Source organism: Paenibacillus sp. D9 (genome assembly GCF_001188365.1).
In the GTDB taxonomy this organism is placed as follows: domain Bacteria; phylum Bacillota; class Bacilli; order Paenibacillales; family Paenibacillaceae; genus Paenibacillus_O; species Paenibacillus_O humicus.
The window spans coordinates 3,591,576-3,613,189 of record NZ_JZEJ01000001.1 but is presented as its reverse complement, the minus strand read 5'-3'; the positions used below and the strand labels follow the sequence as shown (position 1 = coordinate 3,613,189).

Below are 21,614 nucleotides of genomic sequence, written 5' to 3'. Positions count from 1 at the left end.
TTCATTCCTTTCCGGAGTGTAGTTCCATCGGTTCTGCCTCTATAGTGTAAGGCGCTTACATGGACGATAATTGTAGTTTTCTCCGATTTGTAGTATTTTCTACTCATTCTATTGGCTGAGATTCTCGGGAGGTGGACGCACGCATGAACAAGCTGCCGGAGCTGGCCGTTTTTGGCCGGCTTCTCCATGATGCTCTGGGGGTGCCGGTTTTTGTCATCCATCCGGGGAGGAGGATCGAAGCCGAATACGCCGGCGATCCGCTTCGGACAAACCCTTATTTCGCTTCCTTCGTCCGCGAACAGGTATCCGGCTACGAATACGCGCTGTTTGCCGCCGACCAGCCGGTCCACTTCACCCGCTCCCGGCTGCAATATTTCTTCGTGAACGCGCTCGACGAGGAACGCCTGGCCGGCACGCTCGTGCTCGGCCCTATCGTGCAGGAGCGCCCCCATGACGGCCAGTGGAGCGAAGAGCTGGAGAATCTCCATGCGGCCAACCGCCGTCCGCTGCTCGACCTGTACGAGGAGGTGCCGCTCCTGCCTCCGGATCGCGCCCGCGCGCTCAGCCTGATGGTCCACTATGCCATCCGCCGGCAGTCTGTCGACCCGGCCGCAAGCCTGCCGGCCGAAGCTCCCTTGCAGGAGCCGGCAGCCTCGAAGGGAGAGTCGGACGCGGAGCTGTCCCGCGGCCGCCGCAGCGGGCTGCTTCATGCGAACCTGGCCCATGAGCGCGTCCTGCTGCATTATGTGCGGACCGGGGAGAGGGAGCGGATGCGCACCTTCGCGATGGAATTCATCATCGGCGAGGATGAGTTCGGCGTGCTGGCCAAGCGCAGCCGGCTCCGCAGCGAAAAGAACCTGATGATTACAGGCATCGCCCTTATTTGCCGGGCTGCGGTCGAGGGCGGCCTGCATGAGGAGGACGCGTTCACGCTCAGCGACTACTACATCCAGCAGCTGGAGGAGATGGGCTCGCTGCAGGAGGTCGGAGCCGTCATGACGAAGGCGCTGTTCGACTTCGTCGACCGGGTGGCTCAGGTGCGCCGGGGCCATTACTCGCCTTCCGTGCAGGACTGCCTGCATGAGATCGCGAGCCAGCTGTACGGCGATCTGTCGCTGGGCCGTCTCGCCGAGCGCGTCCATCTCAGCCCCAATTACCTGTCCGGGCTGTTCAAGAAGGAGGTCGGCCTCACCCTCTCCGAGTACATCCAGCGCGAGCGGATCGGGGAAGCCAAAAAGCTGCTGGCCCTGACCGACTATCCGGTCGCCGACATCGCCGCGTGGCTGAGCTTTCACGACCAGAGCTATTTCATCAAGGTGTTCAAGAAATGGGAAGGGACGACCCCGCGCGCCTACCGTCGCTCGGAACGGCGGCCGATGCGGAAGCTTCATTAGAGCCGCTCCCGCCCCAAGGGGCATGATCGCCTTTCGTTTCGCCGGCCGGGCAGGAGAATGCAATCGGCAGGTTGAATTCGGTACGTGGAGAAAAGGAGGATGAGCACATGCACAGTTCAGGGGGCCAAAGCGCGCTGCTCGTCATGGATATGCAAAACAGCGTCGTATCTCGTTACATCAAACACGAGAATGCGCTGCTCCCATTCCAAAAAGCTCTTGAAACCGCGCGCCGGCACTCGATTCCCGTTATTTTCGTGCGGGTAGCCTTTCGCGAGGGCTATCCCGAGATCAATACACGCAATAAAATGTTCGGCGGCATTGCGGGCCGTGCCGGAGCGGCCGTGCCGGAAGCGGCTACGGACATTCACTCCTCCCTGCAGCCTCGGCCAGGCGAGCCGATCGTGACCAAGCTCCGGGTCGGCGCATTCACCGGAAGCGACCTCGAAGTCATCCTCCGCGCCAATGGGATCGATACGCTCATTCTCAGCGGCATCGCAACAAGCGGAGTCGTTTTATCGACGTTGCGGGAAGCGGCAGACAAGGATTTTGCGCTTAAGGTGCTTGCCGATGCATGCCTGGATGCCGATCCCGAAGTCCATCGCGTTCTCATGGACAAGGTGTTTCCTCTCCAGGCCGAGGTGATTTCTGTTGACCAGTGGGCGGACTCGCTGGCTGTGCGGCCGGAAGCGCTGGACGAGAAGAAGGAGAAGGCGAGAAAGTACTCGATGCTCAACCGGCTGGCCCGTAAGGGGCAAACGGTGTTTGCAGGGTCGTCGCTGATGGAGTTTTTCCCGATCAACGAGCTGCAGCAAACGCTGGATCGCAGCTGCTGCCTGTATAACCGCGGCATAGCCGGCTTCGTGACGGCAGAGCTGCTGGAGTCGTTGGAAGCATGCATCTTCGAGCTGGAGCCCTCCAGCCTCTTCATCAACATCGGAACCAATGACATCAGCGCTCCGGATTACAAGCTGGAGCGTCTGCTTGCCAACTACGACGAGATTCTGACTCGGATTGCCCGGAGATTGCCGGAGTGCCAAGTATATGTCATGGCTTATTATCCCGTAAATGCCAAGGCGGAGTTTCCATTCGTTCCGAGAGAGTCGATGGAAGAAGTGTTCCGCAACCGGACGAACGAGGCGATCCGCGAAGCGAACGAAGCCATCGAGCTGCTGGCGGCCAAGCATGGCTATGTCTTCATCGACGTGAACGAGGGATTGGCCGACGAGGAGGGCAACCTGAACAAGGAGTATGCGGTCGACGGCATCCACATGCTTCCCAGCGGATATGCGGTCGTGTGGAACAACCTGAACAAATATTTGTAGGCCATCGCCGCCCAGCGGGGAAGGGCAATCATCCTCACCCGATTCTTGATAACCGCCTGCAGCCATCCAGGGCTCCGACCACGGAGCTTTTTTTGGTTTTGATGCGCGGTCAGCGGCGGCGGAGGACAAGAATCCGTTTGGCGCGGAACACAAGGGCCGGGTTCCATTTTATTGCCTTGCTCCCAGTATTTAAGCCATTTCCAGTCGGAGTTTCCATTGCGCCGGGAACGATCTTTTGATACTATTTAGACGTCTAATAATTAAACATCTAAATATAGATGATGCGGCATGCGTCATCAAACGTTTCAGAGAGAGGAGCCTGAACCAAATGGAAAGAATGAACGGAAAGGTTGCGCTTATTACCGGAGGGGCTTCGGGAATAGGCTTGTCCGCCGCCAGCTTGATGGCGAAGGAAGGGGCCAAGGTCGTCATTGCCGACTTCAACGTCGACGGGGCGAAGGCGGCGGCTGAGAATATCAAGGCTCAAGGCGGAGAAGCGGTCGGCATCTTCCTGGATGCCGGCGACGAGGTCTCGATTCAGGAAGCCGTTGAGTTCACCGTCAAGCAGTACGGCATGATTGCGGTCCTGTTCAACAATGTGGGGCTGACAAATCTGAAGAAGGATCTGGATGCTGTCCACGTCGATCTGGATGAGTGGGACCGGCTGATGAATGTCAACCTGAAGAGCGTGCTGCTCGGCTGCAGGTTCGCGATCCCTCACATGATCGAAGCCGGCGGCGGCTCGATCATCAACACCGCTTCCATGGCGGGCTTCGCCTCCGATGCCGTCCGCGTTGCCTACGGCGCTTCGAAGGCCGGTGTCGTCAACCTGACGAAATATATCGCGACCCAGTATGGCAAGCATAACATTCGATGCAATGGCGTCGCGCCTGGACTGATCTTGACGCCGGCCGCCAAAAACAACATGCCGCCGCAGGTATTGGATCTGTTCGCGAAATACAACGCGCTGCCTTACCACGGAGAACCGGATGATATCGGCCATACCGTGCTGTTCCTGGCATCGGACGAATCCAAGTTCATCACCGGACAGACGATCCAGGTTGAAGGCGGACATTATATCGCCAACCCGACCGTTCCGGATTTTGAGCAATTCATGAAAGCGGCGCAGAGCGGCTAGCGCTCGCGCAAGGAACCTTAGCATTGGGGAGAGAAAAAACGCGATGAATCACGCCAAAAAGAAAATCCACTACGCGTGGTGGATTTTGCTGGGGCTTTGCATCATGGTCGGATTGGGAAAAGCTGCACTCAACAACTCCGCGGGCCTCTTTTTAAAGCAAGTATCGACCGATCTGGGAGTCGGAATGGGCAGCTTGTCCTTGTACTTCAGCGTCTCGGCTATCGTGACGATGGTGTTTCTGCCTATCGGCGGCAAATTGATGGCCAAGTACGATACCCGGTTCATCTTGAGCATCGCCATCATTCTGCAGGCTGGAGCGTTCGCTCTGTTCGGGCTCATGAGCTCCGTATGGGGATGGTATATCCTTGCCGTTCCGCTGGCCGTAGGCGGAGTGTTCATCACCGTGATCGCCGGTCCCGTCCTGATCAATCAGTGGTTCAAGAAGAGCAAAGGGCTGGCGCTTGGAATTATGGGCGCGGCAGGCGGCCTGCTTGGAGCCTTCACCCAGCCGGCTGTCGGCAGCCTGATCGCGCATCAAGGCTGGAGACAGTCCTATATGATCGTCGGCATCGCGGTCATCGTCATCGTGGTTCCCATCATTATTCTTTTGCTGAGGAAGTCGCCTCAAGAAAAGAAAGCGCTTGCGTATGGGGCGGGTGAAATGGCGGGCACAAAAGGGAGCGCTGCCGCAGCGGTGGAAAATAAAGGGGTCACCTTGGCTGCCGCCAAAAAATCCTCTGCTTTTTATGCGCTGATCGCCTTTTTCTTCATGATCACTTCCGCGGCAAGCTTTTCGATGCACATTCCGACGTACTTGATGAACAAAGGCTTCGATGTGTCGTTCGCGGGCAATGTCATGGCGACCAATATGATCGGCGTGCTGATCGGCTCCTTGGTCATCGGCTACGCGAGCGATAAGATCGGCACCCGCAACACGGCGATCGCCACGATGCTTCTTGGCCTGCTGTCGATCGGCTTGCTGCTGTTCTCGGCTTCCAGCACGGCCGTCATCTCGATTGCGGTCGGCCTCTTCGGCCTTGTGTCCGCCTCGATCGGAACGCTCGGACCGGCTCTGACTTCGGCTCTGTTCGGCAATAAGGAATACAGCCAGATCTACTCCAACGCCTCCATGGGGCTGGCGATCTCGTCGATCGTGGCTCTGCCGGCCTATGGGTACGTGTTCGACTACACGGGGAGCTACACCCCGGTTCTGTATGCGATCGGCATCATGCTGATCATTAATATCGCCTGCATCGGCCTTGCCTTCCGAGGAAAGAAAAGGCTGGAGCAAGCCGGATCATGGAATTAATCCAAACCGAAGAGAGGGATTTCAATGAGATTGCAAGGAAAAGTCGGGATCATCACCGGCAGCGCATCGGGTATCGGACGCGGCATGGCGCTCGCCATGGCCAAGGAAGGAGCGCATATCGCCATCGTCGACGTGAACGAGCAGAAGGGGCGGGAGACGCTCGCCGAGGTCAACCGCTGCACGGAAGGCTGCCTGTTCATCCGGGACATCTCGGTCAAGGACAATGCGCATGACATCGTGGCCGAGGTCGTCAAGAAGTTCGGCAAGCTGGATATTCTGGTGAACAACGCCCATGCGTCCAGACAAGCCAGCTTTATCGAAACGACCCAGGAGCAGCTCGATCTATCGTTCGGAACGGGCTTTTATCCGACCTTCCATTTCATGCAAGCAGCTTACGCCGAGCTGAAGAAATCGCAAGGCAAGGTGATCAACTTCGCATCGGGCGCCGGCATCGACGGACAAGCGACCCAGACCTCCTATGCGGCCGCCAAGGAAGCGATCCGGGCGATCTCCCGCGTCGCGGCGAATGAATGGGGACCGGACGGAATCAACGTCAACCTTATCTCTCCGATCGCGCTGACGCCGGGTGTCGAGCAGTGGCGCGACAGCGCTCCGGACATGTACGAGGCGATGATCAACCGGATCCCGCTGCGCCGCCTTGGCGACCCGGAGCAGGATATCGGCCAAGTCGCCGTATTCCTGGCGAGCGAAGAAGCGAATTACATTACCGGCCAGACGATCATGGTCGACGGCGGTTCCATCAAATTACGTTAGGAGCAATCACAATGGGTAAATTGGATCGGAAAGTAGCCATCATCACCGGCGGAGCATCGGGAATCGGCGAATGCATGGTGGACCTGTTCGCACAGGAAGGCGCCATCGTCATTGCGGCGGACATCAATGAGGCCGCGCTAGAAAGGGCCAGCCAGAAAACGAATGTGCATGGAATGAAGCTGAATGTCGCCTCCGACGAGGACTGGCAGGCGCTGGCCAAGGAAGTGAGCGAACGCTTCGGCAAAATCGATATCCTCGTCAACAACGCCGGCATCTCCTCGGAGAAGCCTTTCGCCGAAACCGATGCCCAGGACTGGCAGAAGATGCTCTCCATCAACGGCTTCGGGCCCTTCGCCGGCATGAAGCATGTCGCTCCCTATATGGCGGCCCGGAACAAAGGGTCGATCGTCAATATTTCTTCCTACACCGCCTTGATCGGCCAAGGCTTCAATCCCTACTCCGCCTCCAAGGGAGCGGTGCGGGCTCTGTCCAAAGCGGCGGCTACGACGTTCGGCCGCCAAGGCGTCCGGGTCAACGCCATCTTCCCCGGCATCGTCGAAACGCCGATGACCCAAGCGCTGAGCACGTCCAAGGATCTGCTGGGACGCCTGATCCAGGCCACGCCTCTCCAGCGCCTCGGACAAGCCATCGACATCGCCCAAGCGGCGCTCTTCCTGGCTTCCGACGACTCCTCGTACATCACCGGCTCCGAGCTGGTCGTCGACGGTGGATACTCGGCCCAATAACGTGTAAGATGATGACAGCCCTTAATTTCCATTAGGGGCTGTCTCTTTTTGTTCAAGGAGGAGCTTATGGAAGAGCAGACCATATTCGAACTCATCCGCGATATGGATCAATTCACCAATCAATTGATCGTCCAGTGGAATAAAACCTTTTCCGAAGATCTCGGCGTCTCCCATGTTCTCGTGCTCGGCCACTTGAAGCAGAACGGGAAAAGCCGCCCTTCGGACATCGCCAAAATATTGGGGCTCACCCCGCCGACGCTCAGCTACCTGTCGGAAAAGCTGGTCGGCAAGGAACTGGCTGTCCGCAAGGTGGATGAAACCGATCGCCGGATCGTTTACTTGGAAATCACCGAGAAGGGCGCATCCGTTCTTAGGAAGGCGACTCTGGAAGGCCAAAGGCTGCGCAGGGAGCTGTTCCAGAAGCTGACCGAGGAGGACCGGGCCCATTTGGCGAGAATATATAAGAAGATGAACAGCGAAGACTAAGAGAGCGATCGATCGGCGGGCGGAATGGGGATCCGAAGGAGCGGCCTTGGCTTTGGAAGCAGGAGAATAAGGAGGGAGCGGATCATGAAAAAGGTTACGCCCTTTTTGATGTTTGAAGGAAACGCGGAGGCGGCGATGAAGGAATACATCTCTGTCATCGAGGATTCGGGAATCACGAGCATCACCCGGTATGGGGCGGATGAACCCGGTCCGGAGGGAACCGTCAAGCAGGCGGCGTTCTCCTTGAAGGGCCAGGAAATCATGTGCGTAGACAGCTTTGTCAAGCATGCCTTTACGTTCACGCCGTCTTTCTCTCTGTTCCTTGCTTGCGACACCGAAGAGGAAGTAGAGCGCGTCTTTGCGCGCCTGTCGGAGGGCGGGGAGGTTCTGATGCCTCTGGGCGAGTATCCGTTCAGCAGGAAATTCGGCTGGATCGTGGACAAGTTCGGCGTTTCCTGGCAGCTTTCGCTGCCTCGGTAGACGCGCGCGGCATCATCATGGCTGGCCGCCGGGGCCGCTTCGTCTTCTTCCGAAGTCGTCTTGGCGTGAAGGATGAGCATTGCAAGGGGAACCCGGATGATCCGGGTTCCTTTTCTTTTGCCTGACTTTCGACATTGCGGATTCAGAACCTGGGGGCTCTGCCGTCCGCTCGATCGTACGGATACGTCAGAATCCGGATCAGCTGCTCCGCCATATGATCCGGAGTATATTTGTAGCCTTCCTTGACCCACTCGACGATGAGTCCGAAGAGCGCATAGGCGATATAGCTGGCGAACAGATCCGGATTGATCTTCCCGTCGCTGCTTCCCATGATGTCCTGCTCCTGCATGACCAGCTGCTTCAGCGTGCCGCAGATGCGGTCCTGGAAGCCGGGGAGCGCATTGGAATTGATGATGATCCGGTAAAAGTCGGAGTAGGAATCGACATGCTTGAAAATGATCACAGAGGATGCCGTCAGCTCGCCGATTACGAGCTTGTCCGTATGGAGATAGGGCTCGTTGTAAGCCCGGATCAGATCCTCCATGACATCGTTCATGAGCTCCCCGAGGAGCTCTTCTTTCGTCTGATAATGCTTGTAGAACGTCCCGCGGTTCAGCTCCGCCCGGGTGACGATATCCGTGACGGTGATGTGCTTGAACTCCTTGGTCTCCATGAGCAGGATCAAGGCGTCCTTCAGCTCGCGTTTGGTCTTGCTCACACGCCGGTTGGGTACTGGCAACAGATCACCGCCTAAATGTCTACTTCGCGCATGAAGATGAACAGATTGTGGGACGAGCATCCGTTTTTCGACAGTCGGGAAGTTTTTTGCATATTGATCCTTAAATTATAGAGGACTACACTGGTGGTGTACAAATTCGCGAATGATGGATAGGCCTATCCGCCAGCTGACATCCTAGTAGATAAAAGGAGCGATCCTGTCATGAAACTCCACGATCAAGTTGCCGTCGTAACCGGCGCCGCCTCCGGCATGGGCAAAGCCATTGCCGAGCTGTATGCCAAGGAAGGCGCCAAGGTCATTGTCGCCGATCTCAACCTCGAGGGCGCGGAGCAGGTCGCCCAGGGAATCGTCGCCCAAGGCGGCACGGCCAAGGCCCTTCAAGTCAACGTATCGAAGCTGGAAGACATTGAAGGCATGATCGACACCGCCGTGAGCGAATACGGCACGCTGGACATCCTCGTCAACAATGCGGGCATCATGGACGGCTTCGAGCCGGCCGGCGACATTGCCGACGAGCGCTGGGATCTGATCTTCGACATCAACACCAAGAGCGTCATGCGGGCCATGCGCAAAGCCATTCCGATCTTCCTGGAGAAAGGCAAGGGCGTCATCGTCAACACCGCCTCCACCGGCGGATACAACGGAGCGCACGCGGGCGCGGCCTACACGGCATCCAAGCACGCGGTTGTCGGCTTGACCAAGAACACCGGGTTCATGTATGCGCAGAAGGGCATCCGCTGCAATGCGATCGCTCCGGGGGCGGTCATGACCAACATTCAGTCCTCGATGAAGAACATGAACGAGTTCGGGATCAGCCGCACCCAGCTGTCCCAAGGCTTGATTCCCCGCGCGGGCTCGCCGGAGGAGATCGCCAAGGTAGCCCTGTTCCTGGCCTCCGACGATTCCAGCTTCCTGAATGGAACGGTCGTCACCGCCGACGCGGGCTGGACTTCCGCTTTCTGAACGTTCCGCGCCGCCATTCCGGCCCTATCTGAATGCCAATCGCCTCTGCTGGTTCAGCGGAGGCGATTTTTTTCTTGTCGACGAAATGGAGGAAAAAGACCGCTTCTCAAGGCGCGATAGAGGCGTGAAATGGCGCGAATCGGGGCATTAGGAGCCGTCGCCCGACGCTGTTCGGCAGGCTGCTGCGAATTTTGCCCTATTAGCGTGATTCTTTTATAGACATTATGCTCGACTCCTACTGGGAGAGTCCGTATAATTGTATACAATGCCAACTTTCCGACATGGGAATCTATATTCAAATGCCCGGGTTGGAATACTAAGCTAAGATGGGGAATACCGTCCGCTAAATCCACATTTAGCGGCCTGCTTATCGCCTCCCATTATTATATAATAGTAAATATCTTAATCTGCAGATAATCTTGGTCACGGTGTTCAGAACTGGCGGCGGGACTCTGTTCGCGCCTTGCTTGCTATGCAATTTGTCCGAAAGAGCTGCTTTTTCTTCAAATATCAGCGTGTAAGGAAGGTTAAAATGAGTAAAACACAAACCCAAACAGACGTTATCTTAATTGGTGCAGGCATCATGAGCGCGACTTTAGGGGCGCTGCTCAAGGAATTAGCGCCCGACTGGAACATCTCCGTGCTCGAAAGGCGGGCGACCGCAGGCGAGGAGAGCTCCAACGAATGGAACAATGCGGGGACGGGACACTCCTCCCTGTGCGAGCTCAACTACACGGTCGAGAAGCCGGACGGATCGATGGATATCAGCAAGGCGATCGGCGTCAATGAGGAATTTCAGGTATCGAAGCAGTTCTGGTCCTATCTGGTCCAAAGCAAGCTGATCGCCAACCCGCAGGACTTCATCATGCCGGTTCCCCATATGAGCTTCGTGCAAGGGGAGAAGGATGTCGCCTTTTTGAAAAAACGGTTCGACGCCCTGTCGGCCAATCCGCTCTTTGATGGAATGGAATTTTCCGACGATCCGCAGAAGCTGAAGGAATGGATTCCGCTGATGATGAAGGACCGGACAACGAAGGGGCCTATAGCGGCGACCAGGATTGAATCCGGAACGGACGTCAACTTTGGCGCTTTAACGCGCATGCTGTTCGCCAACCTGCAGAGCCGGAACGTGGAGATCAACTACAAGCAGAACGTCGACGATATCAAGCGGACAAGCGACGGCTTGTGGGAACTCAAAGTGCGGAACGTCGACAGCGGCGCGGTCGAACGCCGCACGGCCAAGTTCGTCTTCATCGGCGGCGGAGGCGGCAGCCTCCATCTGCTGCAGAAGTCCGGCATTCCGGAAGGGAAGGGCATCGGCGGCTTCCCGGTCAGCGGACTGTTCATGGTGTGCCAGAAGCCGGAAGTCGTCGCGGAACACCATGCCAAAGTATACGGCAAGGCACCGCTTGGCGCTCCGCCGATGTCGGTCCCGCATCTGGATACCAGGGTCATCGACAAGAAGGAATCGCTGCTGTTCGGACCGTTTGCCGGCTTCTCGCCGAAGTTTTTGAAATACGGCTCCATGCTTGATCTCGTCACCTCCGTCAAGATGCACAACCTGGTCACGATGATGGCGGCAGGCGTGAAAAACGCATCCTTGACCACGTACCTGATCAAGGAAGTGATGCAGTCGAAAGAAAAGCGGATGGACGCCCTGCGGGAGTTCGTTCCGAACGCCAAAAGCGAGGATTGGGACCTGCTCGTAGCCGGCCAGCGCGTGCAAATCATCAAGGATACGGCAGCCGGCAAAGGAACGCTGCAATTCGGCACCGAGGTCATCAACGCCGCGGACGGCTCGATCGCCGCTCTGCTCGGCGCGTCCCCCGGCGCTTCCACTGCCGTTCCGGTCATGCTGGAGGTATTGGCGAAATGCTTCCCTCAGCAGATTAAATCGTGGGAGCCGAAAATCAAGGAAATGATTCCTTCGTACGGCTTGTCCTTGATGGGCAATCCGGAGCTTATCCGCGACATCCATGATTCAACGGCAAGAACGCTTGGACTGAGCCCTAGTCCTCAAGCAGTCAGGTAAGGATCGATTTAAAATGGTCGTCGCCGCGAATGGTGCGGCATCGGTTTTGTTGACAGCCCCGTCGTCATGACGGGGCTGTTTGTCTAGGTCCGGGGACCCGGCGCATCCGCTCCGCGTGCTCTCCCGATTTTGGCAGGCAGCGGTTTTTTCCTTTTGCAGGGCGACATCAGGCCGGGTCTGGGAGTAAACTGGAGCTAACGACGGAACCGCAGATGGAGGACCAGACGATGAACGAATTACCTGTACAGGCCTTATCCGATCTACCGCATGCCAAAGTGCATGGCCGAACGACGGGGGAACTCTCCCCGCTTACTTTATTTTGGAGCGGAAGCGCTCTTGAGCTCCAGGCCCAGGGGTCCGAGCTATGGGTGGAGCTTGAGGCCGATTACGGCCAATACGAGCCGTGGATCACCATTCTGATCAATTCGGTGCCGGTCGGCAGGCAAATGATTACGGTCGGCAGGCACTGGGTCTGCCTGTTCCGGGGCATGAACGGAGAGACGGCGAAGAACGTCCGCATCGTGAAGGACGTGCAGCCGATGAGCGGCGATCCGCGCTGCTCCTTGCACATCCATGCGGTCAGGTTCGACGGGAAGTTCCTGCCCGTCGAGGACAAGCCCTATAAAATCGAGTTCATCGGAGACAGCATCACTTCCGGCGAGGGAGCGATCGGGGGCAGGGAGGAAGCGGACTGGATTCCGATGTGGTTCAGCGGCACGCGCACCTATGCAGCCCTGGCGGCGGAAATGCTCCATGCGGATTGCCGGATTGTTTCCCAGAGCGGATGGGGCGTCCTGACGAGCTGGGACAACAATCCGCACGGCAATATTCCGCAGCATTACCGGAAGGTATGCGGCCTTCTGACGGGAGAGAGGAATGCGGCTCTCGGCGCCTTCCGCGACTATGACTTCGCTTCCTGGCAGCCGGATGCCGTGGTCGTGAATCTGGGCACCAACGACGGAGGCGCGTTCTACTCGCCCGAGTGGAAGGATGAGGAGACCGGAAAGATCTACAAGCAGCGTCTGAACGAGGACGGGACCTTCAACGAAGAGGATCTGAAGGCTTTCGAGGCGGCGGCGGAGAGCTTCCTCTCGACGATCCGCTCCTGCAACCCGGATGCCTATATCGTCTGGGCCTACGGCATGCTGGGGACGCCGATGATGCCGGCCATCTACCGCGCTGTCGATGCCTACATCAAGCGTTCGGGCGACCGGAAGGTATCGGTGTTCCAGCTTCCCGCCATGACGGAGGAGACGACGGGCGCAAGAAGCCATCCCGGCGCCGCGGCGCATGAACAGGCTGCGCGCGAGCTGGCAGCCTATCTGCGGGGACGGCTGCAGCCTTAAAACGGGCTGCCCGTCCTGGCATTGGAGCAGCTGCATGCCGGCTGACCGCCGTCATGCGATCCCACCGCTCGCCTGCAAGCTGGCGCGGCAGAGAGGGTCGCATAGGGCAGCGGATATCGTGACAAGCTAAATATTTGGAAGGATTGCGTATTGAAGGAGTGGAGGAGCAGGATGAGCGCTGGAAAAAAAACGCCGCTGCATGAAGCAAGCCGGCTGCTGTCCCGGGTAGCCCGGGGCGAGGCGGGGGCCGAGGTCGTCATCCGGAATGGGATTCTGGTCAACGTCCATACGGGGGAGCTGCTGGAGCATGTCGACGTTGCGATTGCCGCCGGCCGGATCGCGTACGTGGGGAACGCGGAGCATGCCATCGGAAGCGGGACGCAAATCATCGATGCAGCGGGCAGGTATATCTGCCCCGGCTTGCTGGACGGGCATATGCATGTGGAGAGCACGATGCTGTCCGTGACCGAGTTCGCCAAGGCAGCTCTGGCCAAAGGAACGACCGGGATCTTCATGGACCCGCATGAGATCGCCAATGTGTTCGGAGCGGAGGGCGTGAGGCTGATGCATGAGGAGGGGCAGCAGCTTCCTCTCAAGGTGTTCACGACCTTTCCCTCCTGCGTTCCGGCGACTCTCGATCTCGAGGATGCCGGAGCCAGGCTGGGCGTCGAGGACATCTCCAAGGGACTGGCCTGGGACAATGTCGTCGGGCTCGGGGAGGTCATGAATTTCCCTGGGGTCGTCTATGGCGATCCCGTCATGCTGGGAGAGATCGAGGCTACGATCAAGAGCGGCAAAACGGTCACCGGCCACTTCCCCAGCGAGGACGGCCGCATGCTGCAAGCCTATCTCGCCGCTGGCGTCACCTCGGATCATGAGACCGTCACCCGGGAGCAGGGGCTGCAGAAGCTGCGGATGGGCATGCATCTCATGATTCGCGAAGGCTCCGCCTGGCATGACGTCAAGGAAGTCATCAAGGTCGTGACCGAGGACAAGGTGCCGACGGGCAACATCTCTCTCGTCACCGACGACGTCAGTCCGCAGACGCTGATGGAGAAAGGGCATCTCAACCATGTCGTCCGGCGGGCCATGGAGGAAGGCGTGGAGCCCGTCACGGCCATCCAGATGGCGACGGTGAATGTGGCGAGGTATTTCAAATGCGAACAGGATCTGGGCAGCATCGCGCCGGGGCGCTGTGCGGATATCCTGCTGCTGGACGATCTGGAGCGGATGACGGCGTCGACCGTGCTGGCGGACGGGGTTGTTGTCTACGATCAAGGACAGCTGCGCAAGGAATGCTTCCCGGCATTCGTGTATCCGCCCCATATCCGCCAGTCCATGCATGTCGGCCGCGAGCTGGCGGCGGAAGACTTCAGGCTGGCCAGCCGATTCGATTCCACGGCTGCCCATGTCCATGTCATCCGCATCATCGAGAACAGCGCGCGGACCGCGAAGGCTGCCGCCGAGCTCCCCGTAGAGAACGGCGTCATCCTGCCGGATATCCGGCAGGACACGATCCGTCTCGCCTGCATCGAGCGGCATCACGGCAAGGGCCAGGTGTCGCTGGGCTTCGTGCAGGGCTTCGGCATCACCCGAGGGGCTGTCGCCTCCACGGTGGCTCACGACAGCCACAACCTGCTCGTCATGGGCGTGGATGAGCAGGAGATGGCGTTCGCGGCCAATGAGCTCGTGAAGATCGGCGGAGGCATGATCGTGGTCGAGGACGGGAAGGTGCTGGCGCAGGTGCCGATGGCCATCGCGGGGCTGATGTCGGAGAAATCGCTGCCGGAAGTCGTATCCGAGGTGGCCGGCCTCGAGGAAGCCTGGAAGGCGATCGGCTGCTCCCTGAATGCTCCTTACATGACCTTCTCGCTGGTGGCCCTGCCGGTCATTCCGGAAATCCGGATTACGAACCGGGGGCTGGCGGATGTGACGCAGTTCAAGCTGATTGAAGTGGAGCGGGATACGGCTGACGGGGACAGAGCTGATTAGGATCGTCTCCTATCGTCTCCGCGACCAGCTCATCCTGCATGCAGGCCATGCGCGCGAGAAGAAATTCGAAAGGCATCCGAGAGGATGCCTTTTTTGGGTTTGCCTGCCGCAGCCGGCAGCTCTCGAATCGCAATGTCGAAACGAAATCCTCTTGCTTGCCGGAGGCTTTTAGGCCGAATTCAAGGACATAAACCGACAAAATGTTCTATTATGGCAATAGATGGGTAAAAAGTAGGATTCATCAGTATGGGCAGAGCGCAGGCGTGCTGCCTGCCCCATAGCTAAAAAGAGAGCGGAAGGGCCATGCGGTCCGAATGCGAGCGGGGGACACCATGACGGATATGAAGGTAAGAATAGCGGGGACGGGGATTTATCTGCCGGAGATTCTCGTGACGGATGCGGAAATGGACCATCGCCTGCAGGTGAAGCCGGGGTGGGTGAGAAAGAAGACCAATGTCCATCGGCGGCGCTTTGTCGGGACCGAAACGGCTTCGCAAATGGGGGCGGTTGCGGCGAAGCGGGCGCTTGAGGCGGCGCAGCTCGAATTCGCCGACATCGACTGCCTGGTATGTACCAGCGCCACGATGCAGCAGCCGATTCCATGTACGGCATCGCTGATCCAGGAAGCTCTCGGACAGGGCAAATCGGGGGTCCCTTCCTTCGACATCAATTCCACCTGCCTGAGCTTCGTGGCCGGCATGGATGTGATGTCCTATATGGTGCATGCAGGACGATACCGGAGGGTGCTGCTCGTCTCAACGGAGGTTGCTTCCAAAGGGCTGAACTGGGAGCAAAAAGAAAGCGCGGCGCTGTTCGGCGACGGAGCTGCCGCGGTCGTCGTCGAGCGCTCTGGAGAAGGAGCCTCCCGCATCCTGCATGCGGCGATGAATACATACAGCGCAGGGGCGCATCATTCGGAGATTCGGGGCGGCGGCAGCGGACTGCATGCCGGCGAGTACAAGGAGGAGAACGACTCCGAGTTCCGCTTCGATATGAAAGGCGAAGCGATCTTCCGAATGGCTTACAAGCTGCTTCCGGACTTCATGGAGGGCGTGCTCCAAGCGACGGGAAGCGCGATCGGCGGCTACCGTCTCGTCGTCCCCCATCAGGGAAGCGCGATGGCGATGAGGCTGCTGAGCCGCAAGCTGGGCATCTCGGACGAGCAGCTGATGAACATTACGCCGGAATTCGGCAATGTGATTGCAGCGTCGATCCCGATGGCGCTTCACGAGGCGATCCGGCAGGGCAGGATGCAGCGGGGCGACCGGATCCTGCTATTCGGGACATCGGCCGGATTTTCGATCGGAGCGATCGATCTTGTCTACTGACGGCCTCAGAGGGAAGAGAGTGCTTCTGACCGGGGGGCGGGCTCCGGCTGCGCTGGAGATGGCACGCCTGCTGGCAGCTGCAGGCTGCGAGGTGATCGCCGCGGAGAGCACCCGGCATCATCTGTGCCGGGTATCGCGGTCCGTGAAGCGCAGCTGCCGGGTTCCCTCGCCCGCCGCGGATCCTGCCGCATTTGCGGACGCGCTGGAGGAGATCATCGCACAGGAGGGAATACACAGCCTGATTCCGACCTGCGAGGAGCTCTTTTTCGTTGCGGCAAGCCGCGAGCGGCTCGGGTCGCAGTGCGCCGTGTTCACGGCGCCGCTGGCCCAGCTGCAGAGGCTGCACAGCAAGGCGGAGTTCATCCGCACGGCCGGCCGTCTGGGCTTCAACGTGCCCATGACCGTACGGATCAGCAAGCCCGAGGAGTGGCGCGATTTCGCGCATTCCTCCTCCTTCCGCGACATGCTCTCCTCGGGAGGCTGCGTCCTGAAGCCGGAATACTCCCGCTTCGCGGCCAAGGTCAGGATCGCGACCAGCCGCCAAGAGCTGGTGGAGGCGGCATCCGAGCTGGGGACGGGCCATTATCCATGGGTAGCCCAGCAATATATCGGAGGACGGGAAATCTGCACCTACAGCATCGTTCACGACGGCAAGGTGACCGCTCATGCGGCCTACGCCTCCGAGCTCTCCGCCTATGGCGGGGCGAGCGTTTATTTCGAGCCTTTGCGCCACCCCGCCGCACAGGCCTGGGCAGCCCGGTTCGCGGAGCTGGAGAGGTTCACCGGGCAGCTCGCCTTCGACTTGATCGAGCAGGAGGACGGCAGCCTGATGCCGATCGAATGCAATCCGCGTACGACCAGCGGCATCCATCTGCTGGCTGGAAACCCCGGCATAGCCGAGGCCTTGCTGCTGCCGCAGGCAAGTTCGGCCTCGGCTCCTGTCGAACCTCGGCCGGACAAGCGCGTCATGCTGGCGCTGCCGATGCTGGCCGCAGGCCTGAGCGGCCGGCTGCGGGGCAAGCCGGGGCGGCACTGGCTGCCGCGCTGGCTCGGAGCGGGCGACGCGACGTTCCGCTGGTCCGATCCCCGGCCCGCCCTGGAGCAGCTGCTGCTGGCGAGGGAGCTGCAGCGGACGGCCCGGAGGAGAGGGCTGAGCCTGATTGAAGCGGCAACCTGCGACATCGAATGGAACGGGCGTGAGCTGGTATGAAGGCATTGGTGACGGGCGGGACGGGATTTCTGGGGAGCCGCCTGGCTGCCCGTCTTCGCGATGCCGGCTGGGAGGTGACGGCGATGGGCCGCAGCGACGAGGCCGGCGCGAGGCTGAAGAAGGAGGGAATCCGCTATCTGAAGGGAGACCTGCGGGACAGCGGGCATGTCATGCAGGCATGCGCCGGCCAGGAGGCGGTGTTCCACTGCGGCGCTTTGTCGGCTTCCTGGGGGCCGTATCGGGATTTCCAGGAGACGAATGTCCAAGGCACGGCGAATGTAATCGCGGGCTGCAGACGGCATGGCACGGCGCGCCTTGTCCATGTGTCGACGCCAAGCGTATGCTTCGGCTCTTCGCATCGCCTGAACGTGCGGGAGACAGACCGTTTGCCGGCCCGCCAAGCGAGCCCTTACGCCGCTACGAAACGGATGGCCGAGGAAGCGGTGCTGGATGCCGCCGCAGCGGGCTTGTCCGCGATCGTTCTCCGTCCTCGGGCTGTTTTCGGTCCCGGCGACACGTCGATTCTGCCGCGGCTGATTCAGGTCAACGCCGCCGGCCGGCTTCCGATGATCGGCGGCGGGCGGGCTTTGATCGACCTGACTTATGTCGACAATGCTGTGGACGCGCTGCTTCTCGCCCGGCAAGCTCCGGAATCTCTATCCGGGCGCGTGTATCACATTACAAACGGGGAGCCGATTCCATTTGCGGAGGCGGCGGAGCGACTGTTCCGGGCGCTTGGCGAGCCGATGCGCGCCAAGAAGCTGCCGTTCCCGGCCGCTTACGCGGCGGCGGCGCTCATGGAGCTCGCAGCGGCTGCCGTTCCCGGCGGCCGCGAGCCGATGCTGACGCGGGCGACTGCCGGCATGATCGGCCGCAGCCAGACGCTGGATATCGGAGCGGCCCGGAGCGAGCTCGGTTACGAGCCGCGCGCAAGCATCGACGAAGGACTGGCTGCATTTGCAGCGTGGTGGAAGGAGCGCGATCATGGACGTTAAGCTGCCGACAACCAAGAAGGTCAAGCTGACGCTGCATGCGGCCGGCTATTGCAAGCACCCGGAATGGGTCACCATTCGCGGCGGCGGAAGGGGCGCCATCCGCATCCCGGCGCTGTTCGCCTGCATCGAACATCCGGATGCAGGCATTCTGCTGTGGGATACCGGCTATGCCTCCCGGTTCCTGACGGAGACGGACAAGCTGCCCGCACGGCTGTACCGGATGACGACGCCCGTCGTCTTCCGCGCCGAGGAGAGCGCTGCCCGGCAATTGACCGCCAGAGGCATCGCGCCGGAGCAGGTCAACGGCATCATCGTGTCCCATTTCCACGCCGATCATATCGCCGGGCTGAAGGATTTCCCGAATGCCCGATTCTATTATGAAGCCGAGGCGTACGAGAAGGTGCGCCATTTGCGGGGAATTTCAGCCGTCCGCCGCGCTTTCCTGCCGGGTCTGCTGCCGGCCGATTTCCTGGAGCGTTCGCAAGCCATCGACCCCCGGAAGAAGGTCAAGCTGCCGGAAGCCTACCCGTTTTCCGATGCCGCAGACGTGCTGGGCGACGGCAGCCTGCTGGCCGTGCCGCTGCCGGGCCATGCCGACGGACAGATCGGGCTGCTGCTGTCGACGGAGGAGAGCGATCATCTCCTCTGCGCGGACGCGGCTTGGTCGAGCGCGGCCATCCGCGGCAACCGGCCGCCCCATCTCCTGGCCGGCCTCATCATGCCGGACCGGAAGGCGTACGCCGACAGCCTGGACCGGCTTGTCCGGCTGCAGCGGCGGATGCCCGATCTGCGCATCATCCCTTCGCATTGTCCCGAGATCTGGGAGAAGGACGTCCAAGGAGGAGAAGGTTCATGAAGCTGCCGGATGCTTGGCTGATCCTGAGCCATTACATCAAGACGAATTATCTCAAGAACGTCATGCTGCGCGATCGGAGCCGGCTGGAGGCTTGGCAGGAGCGCCGGGTCCGGCGGCATTTGCGCGAGGTGCGCAAGCATTCTCCCTTTTACCGGGAGCTGTGGCGGGACGGCTCGCCGGATGGCTGGCGGTCGTATCCCGTCATCGACAAGGGCGTGTTCATGGAGCGCCTGGATGAGCTGAATACGGCAGGGATCCGCAAGGAGACCGCCATGGAGCTGGCGCTGAGGGCGGAGCGCACGCGCGAATTCGCGCCGATGATCGGCGACGTGACGGTCGGCCTCTCCTCCGGCACGTCGGGAAGCCGGGGGCTGTTCCTGGTCAGCCGCAGGGAGCGGCTGGCGTGGGCGGGGACGGTGCTGGCCAAGGTGCTGCCCGGACCGTTGCTCGGCCGCCACCGCATCGCCTTCTTTCTGAGGGCGGACAGCAATCTGTACGGCTCCGTCGGCAGCCGGAACATCGAATTCCGCTTCTACGATCTGCTGGACCCGATTGCGGAGCTCGTCGCCCGCCTTCAGCAGCAGCAGCCGAGCCTGCTCGTCGCTCCCGCCTCGATGCTGCGCCTGCTGGCGGACCTGCAGCGGGAAGGAAGGCTGTCGATCCGTCCGGACAAGCTCGTGTCCGTAGCCGAGGTGCTCGATCCCCTGGACCAGGGAATCATCGAGAAGGCCTTCGGTCAGCGGCTGCATCAGGTCTACCAGTGCACGGAGGGCTTCCTGGGCGCCACCTGCGCCCATGGCACGCTGCATATCAACGAGGATGTCGTCTGCATGCAAAAGGAATATGTTGACCGCGAGGCCGGGAAGTTCGTGCCGATCCTGACCGACTTCTCCCGCCTGACACAGCCGATTGTCCGCTATCGGCTGAACGATCTGCTGACGGAGCGGCAGGAGCCTTGCCCTTGCGGCTCGCCCTTTCTGGCCATCGAGCGGATTGAAGGCCGCTGCGACGATATGTTTGCTTTTCCGTCCGTAAGCGGCGACCGGCAGGTGCTGATATTCCCCGATTTCATTACCCGGGCGATCGTGGCTGCAGCCTCCGAGGTGACGGCCTACCACGCCGTTCAGCATGCCCCGGGCGAGATGGAGCTGGCTCTAGAGGTGGACGACCGTCACCGGGAAGCGTCGCAGTCGGCGATTCTGCAGGCGTTGCGGGCGCTCGGCGAACGGACGGGCAGCCAGCCTCCCCATGTAGCCTTCTCGGCTTATCGGCATGCTCCCGGAGACCGCAAGCTGCGCCGGGTAGAGAGGAGGTTCGAGCTTGAGCAGAGCGGCGGAGATCACGCTGTATGAACGGGATTCTGCAGAGAAGATCCCGTGGCCGAAAACAGAGGATGGCCGGTACGCGGAGCGATTTTTGCGGCCGATGCTGGAGCAGTCGGTGGAGGGCTTCATTCCGAATGTCCGGACGAGGCTCTATGTCGTCCAGGCGGGCAAGCAGGTGCTGCCGGTGACGCTGAACGAGGCGGAATACGGCAACTCCTATGTCTGCTCGCCCTATACGCATTATGTCAGCTACGCCCGGCAGGAGCTGCATCTGATCCGCTCCCGCGCGGCCCGCGTGCTGCTCTCCGGGCTGCTGACGGTGATGGGCGGTCTGCTGAAGGCGAGCCGCTTCAACCGGACGGCGCATATCAACAATTGGATGGTGTCCACCAACCTGTACCCGTCCTGCTCTCCCGATCAGCTGAAGGCCGTCGCGCAGACGCTGAAGCAGCGTTTCCCGGATTACGGCCTCGTGCTGCGCTCCTTGAACCGCACGAACCACGGGGAACTGCTGGACGCGCTCGTGCAGGAGGGCTTCCGGCTTGTTCCGAGCCGCCAGATCTATTTCCTGGAGCCGTCGAACCCGGCTGCGATGAACGCCAAGGCCCGCTGGCTGGTGAAGCGCGATTACGCTCTGCTGGCATCGAGCGGCTACGAGGTCATGGATCACGACGAGCTGAAGAGCGCAGATATGCCGCGGCTTGCTGAACTTTACCGAATGCTGTATCTGGAGAAATACTCGTACGACAATCCCCAATTCGGGGAAGCGTTTCTCGAGCTGGCAAGAACGGAGAAGCTGCTCCGCTTCCAGGCGCTGCGGAGCCGGAAGACGGGGCGGATCGACGGGGTCATGGGGTATTTCTGCCGCAATGGGATCATGACGACGCCTGTATTCGGCTATGACACCTCGCTGCCGCAGGAGCTTGGCCTGTACCGGATGCTGTCCGCGGTCCTGATCCGGACGGCCGGCTCGAGCGGGCATCTGCTGCATGAGAGCTCCGGGGCCGCTCAGTTCAAGCGCAATCGCGGCGCTGTCTCCGACATCGAGTACAGCGCCGTGTATGATGCCCATCTGCCCTGGCACCGGAGGGCCGGCTGGTCGTTCCTGCATCTTGTGCTGAACCGGATCGGGATCCCGCTGCTGCGGAAATACAAGCTCTGATTGGCCGGGGCGGAGAG

19 protein-coding genes are annotated in these 21,614 nt (G+C 60.2%); 18 read left to right on the top strand and 1 reads right to left on the bottom strand.

Annotated elements, in window-relative coordinates; translation table 11 throughout:
* The first annotated feature begins 143 nt into the window (after positions 1-143).
* The 8 genes from VE23_RS16195 (at position 144) to VE23_RS16160 (ending at position 7,649) form a co-directional block, all read left to right on the top strand.
* The gene (locus VE23_RS16195) at positions 144-1,394 is read left to right on the top strand and encodes a helix-turn-helix domain-containing protein (RefSeq protein WP_049868564.1); all 1,251 of its coding nucleotides are present in this window, start codon (positions 144-146) and stop codon (positions 1,392-1,394) included.
* Positions 1,395-1,501: 107 nt separating this feature from the next.
* Positions 1,502-2,716 carry an isochorismatase family protein gene (locus VE23_RS27760; protein ID WP_198156183.1) on the top strand — a complete coding sequence of 405 codons (1,215 nt, stop codon included), beginning with the start codon at positions 1,502-1,504 and terminating at the stop codon, positions 2,714-2,716.
* Positions 2,717-3,044: 328 nt separating this feature from the next.
* Positions 3,045-3,854 (top strand): SDR family NAD(P)-dependent oxidoreductase, encoded by an 810-nt coding sequence (locus VE23_RS16185; protein ID WP_049868563.1) that lies wholly within the window; start codon positions 3,045-3,047, stop codon positions 3,852-3,854.
* Positions 3,855-3,897: 43 nt separating this feature from the next.
* Entirely contained in the window at positions 3,898-5,163 is a 1,266-nt protein-coding gene (locus VE23_RS16180; protein ID WP_049868562.1) for an MFS transporter, read from the top strand.
* 24 nt (positions 5,164-5,187) lie between these two features.
* A complete protein-coding gene (locus VE23_RS16175) occupies positions 5,188-5,937 on the top strand; it encodes an SDR family NAD(P)-dependent oxidoreductase (protein WP_049868560.1) in 750 nt (249 codons plus the stop codon).
* Between the two features lie 11 nt (positions 5,938-5,948).
* The gene (locus VE23_RS16170; RefSeq protein ID WP_049868558.1) at positions 5,949-6,683 is read left to right on the top strand and encodes an SDR family NAD(P)-dependent oxidoreductase; all 735 of its coding nucleotides are present in this window, start codon (positions 5,949-5,951) and stop codon (positions 6,681-6,683) included.
* A gap of 66 nt (positions 6,684-6,749) precedes the next feature.
* The gene (locus VE23_RS16165; protein ID WP_048743559.1) at positions 6,750-7,169 is read left to right on the top strand and encodes a MarR family winged helix-turn-helix transcriptional regulator; all 420 of its coding nucleotides are present in this window, start codon (positions 6,750-6,752) and stop codon (positions 7,167-7,169) included.
* 84 nt (positions 7,170-7,253) lie between these two features.
* Complete coding sequence (locus VE23_RS16160) at positions 7,254-7,649, top strand: VOC family protein (protein ID WP_049868557.1); 396 nt, start codon at positions 7,254-7,256, stop codon at positions 7,647-7,649.
* Positions 7,650-7,791: 142 nt separating this feature from the next.
* Here the strand turns inward: VE23_RS16160 and VE23_RS16155 are convergent, their stop codons facing one another.
* A complete protein-coding gene (locus VE23_RS16155; RefSeq protein WP_048743530.1) occupies positions 7,792-8,388 on the bottom strand; it encodes a TetR/AcrR family transcriptional regulator in 597 nt (198 codons plus the stop codon).
* Positions 8,389-8,589: 201 nt separating this feature from the next.
* Between VE23_RS16155 and VE23_RS16150 the strand changes: the two genes are divergently transcribed.
* The 10 genes from VE23_RS16150 to VE23_RS16105 all read left to right on the top strand — a co-directional run bounded on the left by VE23_RS16150 (position 8,590) and on the right by VE23_RS16105 (position 21,597).
* Positions 8,590-9,351 (top strand): SDR family oxidoreductase, encoded by a 762-nt coding sequence (locus VE23_RS16150; protein WP_049868554.1) that lies wholly within the window; start codon positions 8,590-8,592, stop codon positions 9,349-9,351.
* Positions 9,352-9,883: 532 nt separating this feature from the next.
* Positions 9,884-11,383: a malate:quinone oxidoreductase gene (locus tag VE23_RS16145; protein ID WP_232312966.1), complete on the top strand. Its 1,500-nt coding sequence runs from the start codon at positions 9,884-9,886 to the stop codon at positions 11,381-11,383.
* Between the two features lie 227 nt (positions 11,384-11,610).
* The gene (locus VE23_RS16140; RefSeq protein ID WP_084781545.1) at positions 11,611-12,729 is read left to right on the top strand and encodes an SGNH/GDSL hydrolase family protein; all 1,119 of its coding nucleotides are present in this window, start codon (positions 11,611-11,613) and stop codon (positions 12,727-12,729) included.
* A 171-nt stretch (positions 12,730-12,900) separates the two neighbouring features.
* Entirely contained in the window at positions 12,901-14,721 is a 1,821-nt protein-coding gene (gene ade, locus VE23_RS16135) for an adenine deaminase (RefSeq protein WP_049868550.1), read from the top strand.
* A 332-nt stretch (positions 14,722-15,053) separates the two neighbouring features.
* Positions 15,054-16,049, top strand: a complete 996-nt coding sequence (locus VE23_RS16130; RefSeq protein ID WP_049868549.1) for a beta-ketoacyl-ACP synthase III — start codon at positions 15,054-15,056, stop codon at positions 16,047-16,049.
* Positions 16,039-17,259 carry a hypothetical protein gene (locus VE23_RS16125; protein ID WP_157053980.1) on the top strand — a complete coding sequence of 407 codons (1,221 nt, stop codon included), beginning with the start codon at positions 16,039-16,041 and terminating at the stop codon, positions 17,257-17,259. The genes VE23_RS16130 and VE23_RS16125 overlap by 11 nt, the downstream gene beginning before the upstream one ends.
* Positions 17,256-18,254 carry an NAD-dependent epimerase/dehydratase family protein gene (locus VE23_RS16120; RefSeq protein ID WP_049868545.1) on the top strand — a complete coding sequence of 333 codons (999 nt, stop codon included), beginning with the start codon at positions 17,256-17,258 and terminating at the stop codon, positions 18,252-18,254. Before VE23_RS16125 ends, VE23_RS16120 begins: the two co-directional genes overlap by 4 nt.
* Positions 18,244-19,110: an MBL fold metallo-hydrolase gene (locus VE23_RS16115; RefSeq protein WP_049868544.1), complete on the top strand. Its 867-nt coding sequence runs from the start codon at positions 18,244-18,246 to the stop codon at positions 19,108-19,110. Before VE23_RS16120 ends, VE23_RS16115 begins: the two co-directional genes overlap by 11 nt.
* Positions 19,107-20,462, top strand: coding sequence for a F390 synthetase-related protein (locus VE23_RS16110; protein WP_049868543.1), 1,356 nt, complete (start codon positions 19,107-19,109; stop codon positions 20,460-20,462). Before VE23_RS16115 ends, VE23_RS16110 begins: the two co-directional genes overlap by 4 nt.
* Positions 20,431-21,597, top strand: a complete 1,167-nt coding sequence (locus VE23_RS16105; protein ID WP_049868542.1) for a hypothetical protein — start codon at positions 20,431-20,433, stop codon at positions 21,595-21,597. Before VE23_RS16110 ends, VE23_RS16105 begins: the two co-directional genes overlap by 32 nt.
* Positions 21,598-21,614 lie beyond the last annotated feature (17 nt).

Bases quoted from the DNA above. Each gene is read 5' to 3' on its own strand.
- VE23_RS16140 (WP_084781545.1), top strand. From the start codon at position 11,611: ATGAACGAATTACCTGTACAGGCCTTATCCGATCTACCGCATGCCAAA.
- VE23_RS16165 (WP_048743559.1), top strand. From the start codon at position 6,750: ATGGAAGAGCAGACCATATTCGAACTCATCCGCGATATGGATCAATTC.
- VE23_RS16175 (WP_049868560.1), top strand. From the start codon at position 5,188: ATGAGATTGCAAGGAAAAGTCGGGATCATCACCGGCAGCGCATCGGGT.
- VE23_RS16120 (WP_049868545.1), top strand. From the start codon at position 17,256: ATGAAGGCATTGGTGACGGGCGGGACGGGATTTCTGGGGAGCCGCCTG.
- VE23_RS16195 (WP_049868564.1), top strand. From the start codon at position 144: ATGAACAAGCTGCCGGAGCTGGCCGTTTTTGGCCGGCTTCTCCATGAT.
- VE23_RS16130 (WP_049868549.1), top strand. From the start codon at position 15,054: ATGACGGATATGAAGGTAAGAATAGCGGGGACGGGGATTTATCTGCCG.
- ade (WP_049868550.1), top strand. From the start codon at position 12,901: ATGAGCGCTGGAAAAAAAACGCCGCTGCATGAAGCAAGCCGGCTGCTG.
- VE23_RS16180 (WP_049868562.1), top strand. From the start codon at position 3,898: ATGAATCACGCCAAAAAGAAAATCCACTACGCGTGGTGGATTTTGCTG.
- VE23_RS16115 (WP_049868544.1), top strand. From the start codon at position 18,244: ATGGACGTTAAGCTGCCGACAACCAAGAAGGTCAAGCTGACGCTGCAT.
- VE23_RS27760 (WP_198156183.1), top strand. From the start codon at position 1,502: ATGCACAGTTCAGGGGGCCAAAGCGCGCTGCTCGTCATGGATATGCAA.
- VE23_RS16110 (WP_049868543.1), top strand. From the start codon at position 19,107: ATGAAGCTGCCGGATGCTTGGCTGATCCTGAGCCATTACATCAAGACG.
- VE23_RS16170 (WP_049868558.1), top strand. From the start codon at position 5,949: ATGGGTAAATTGGATCGGAAAGTAGCCATCATCACCGGCGGAGCATCG.
- VE23_RS16160 (WP_049868557.1), top strand. From the start codon at position 7,254: ATGAAAAAGGTTACGCCCTTTTTGATGTTTGAAGGAAACGCGGAGGCG.
- VE23_RS16185 (WP_049868563.1), top strand. From the start codon at position 3,045: ATGGAAAGAATGAACGGAAAGGTTGCGCTTATTACCGGAGGGGCTTCG.
- VE23_RS16145 (WP_232312966.1), top strand. From the start codon at position 9,884: ATGAGTAAAACACAAACCCAAACAGACGTTATCTTAATTGGTGCAGGC.
- VE23_RS16150 (WP_049868554.1), top strand. From the start codon at position 8,590: ATGAAACTCCACGATCAAGTTGCCGTCGTAACCGGCGCCGCCTCCGGC.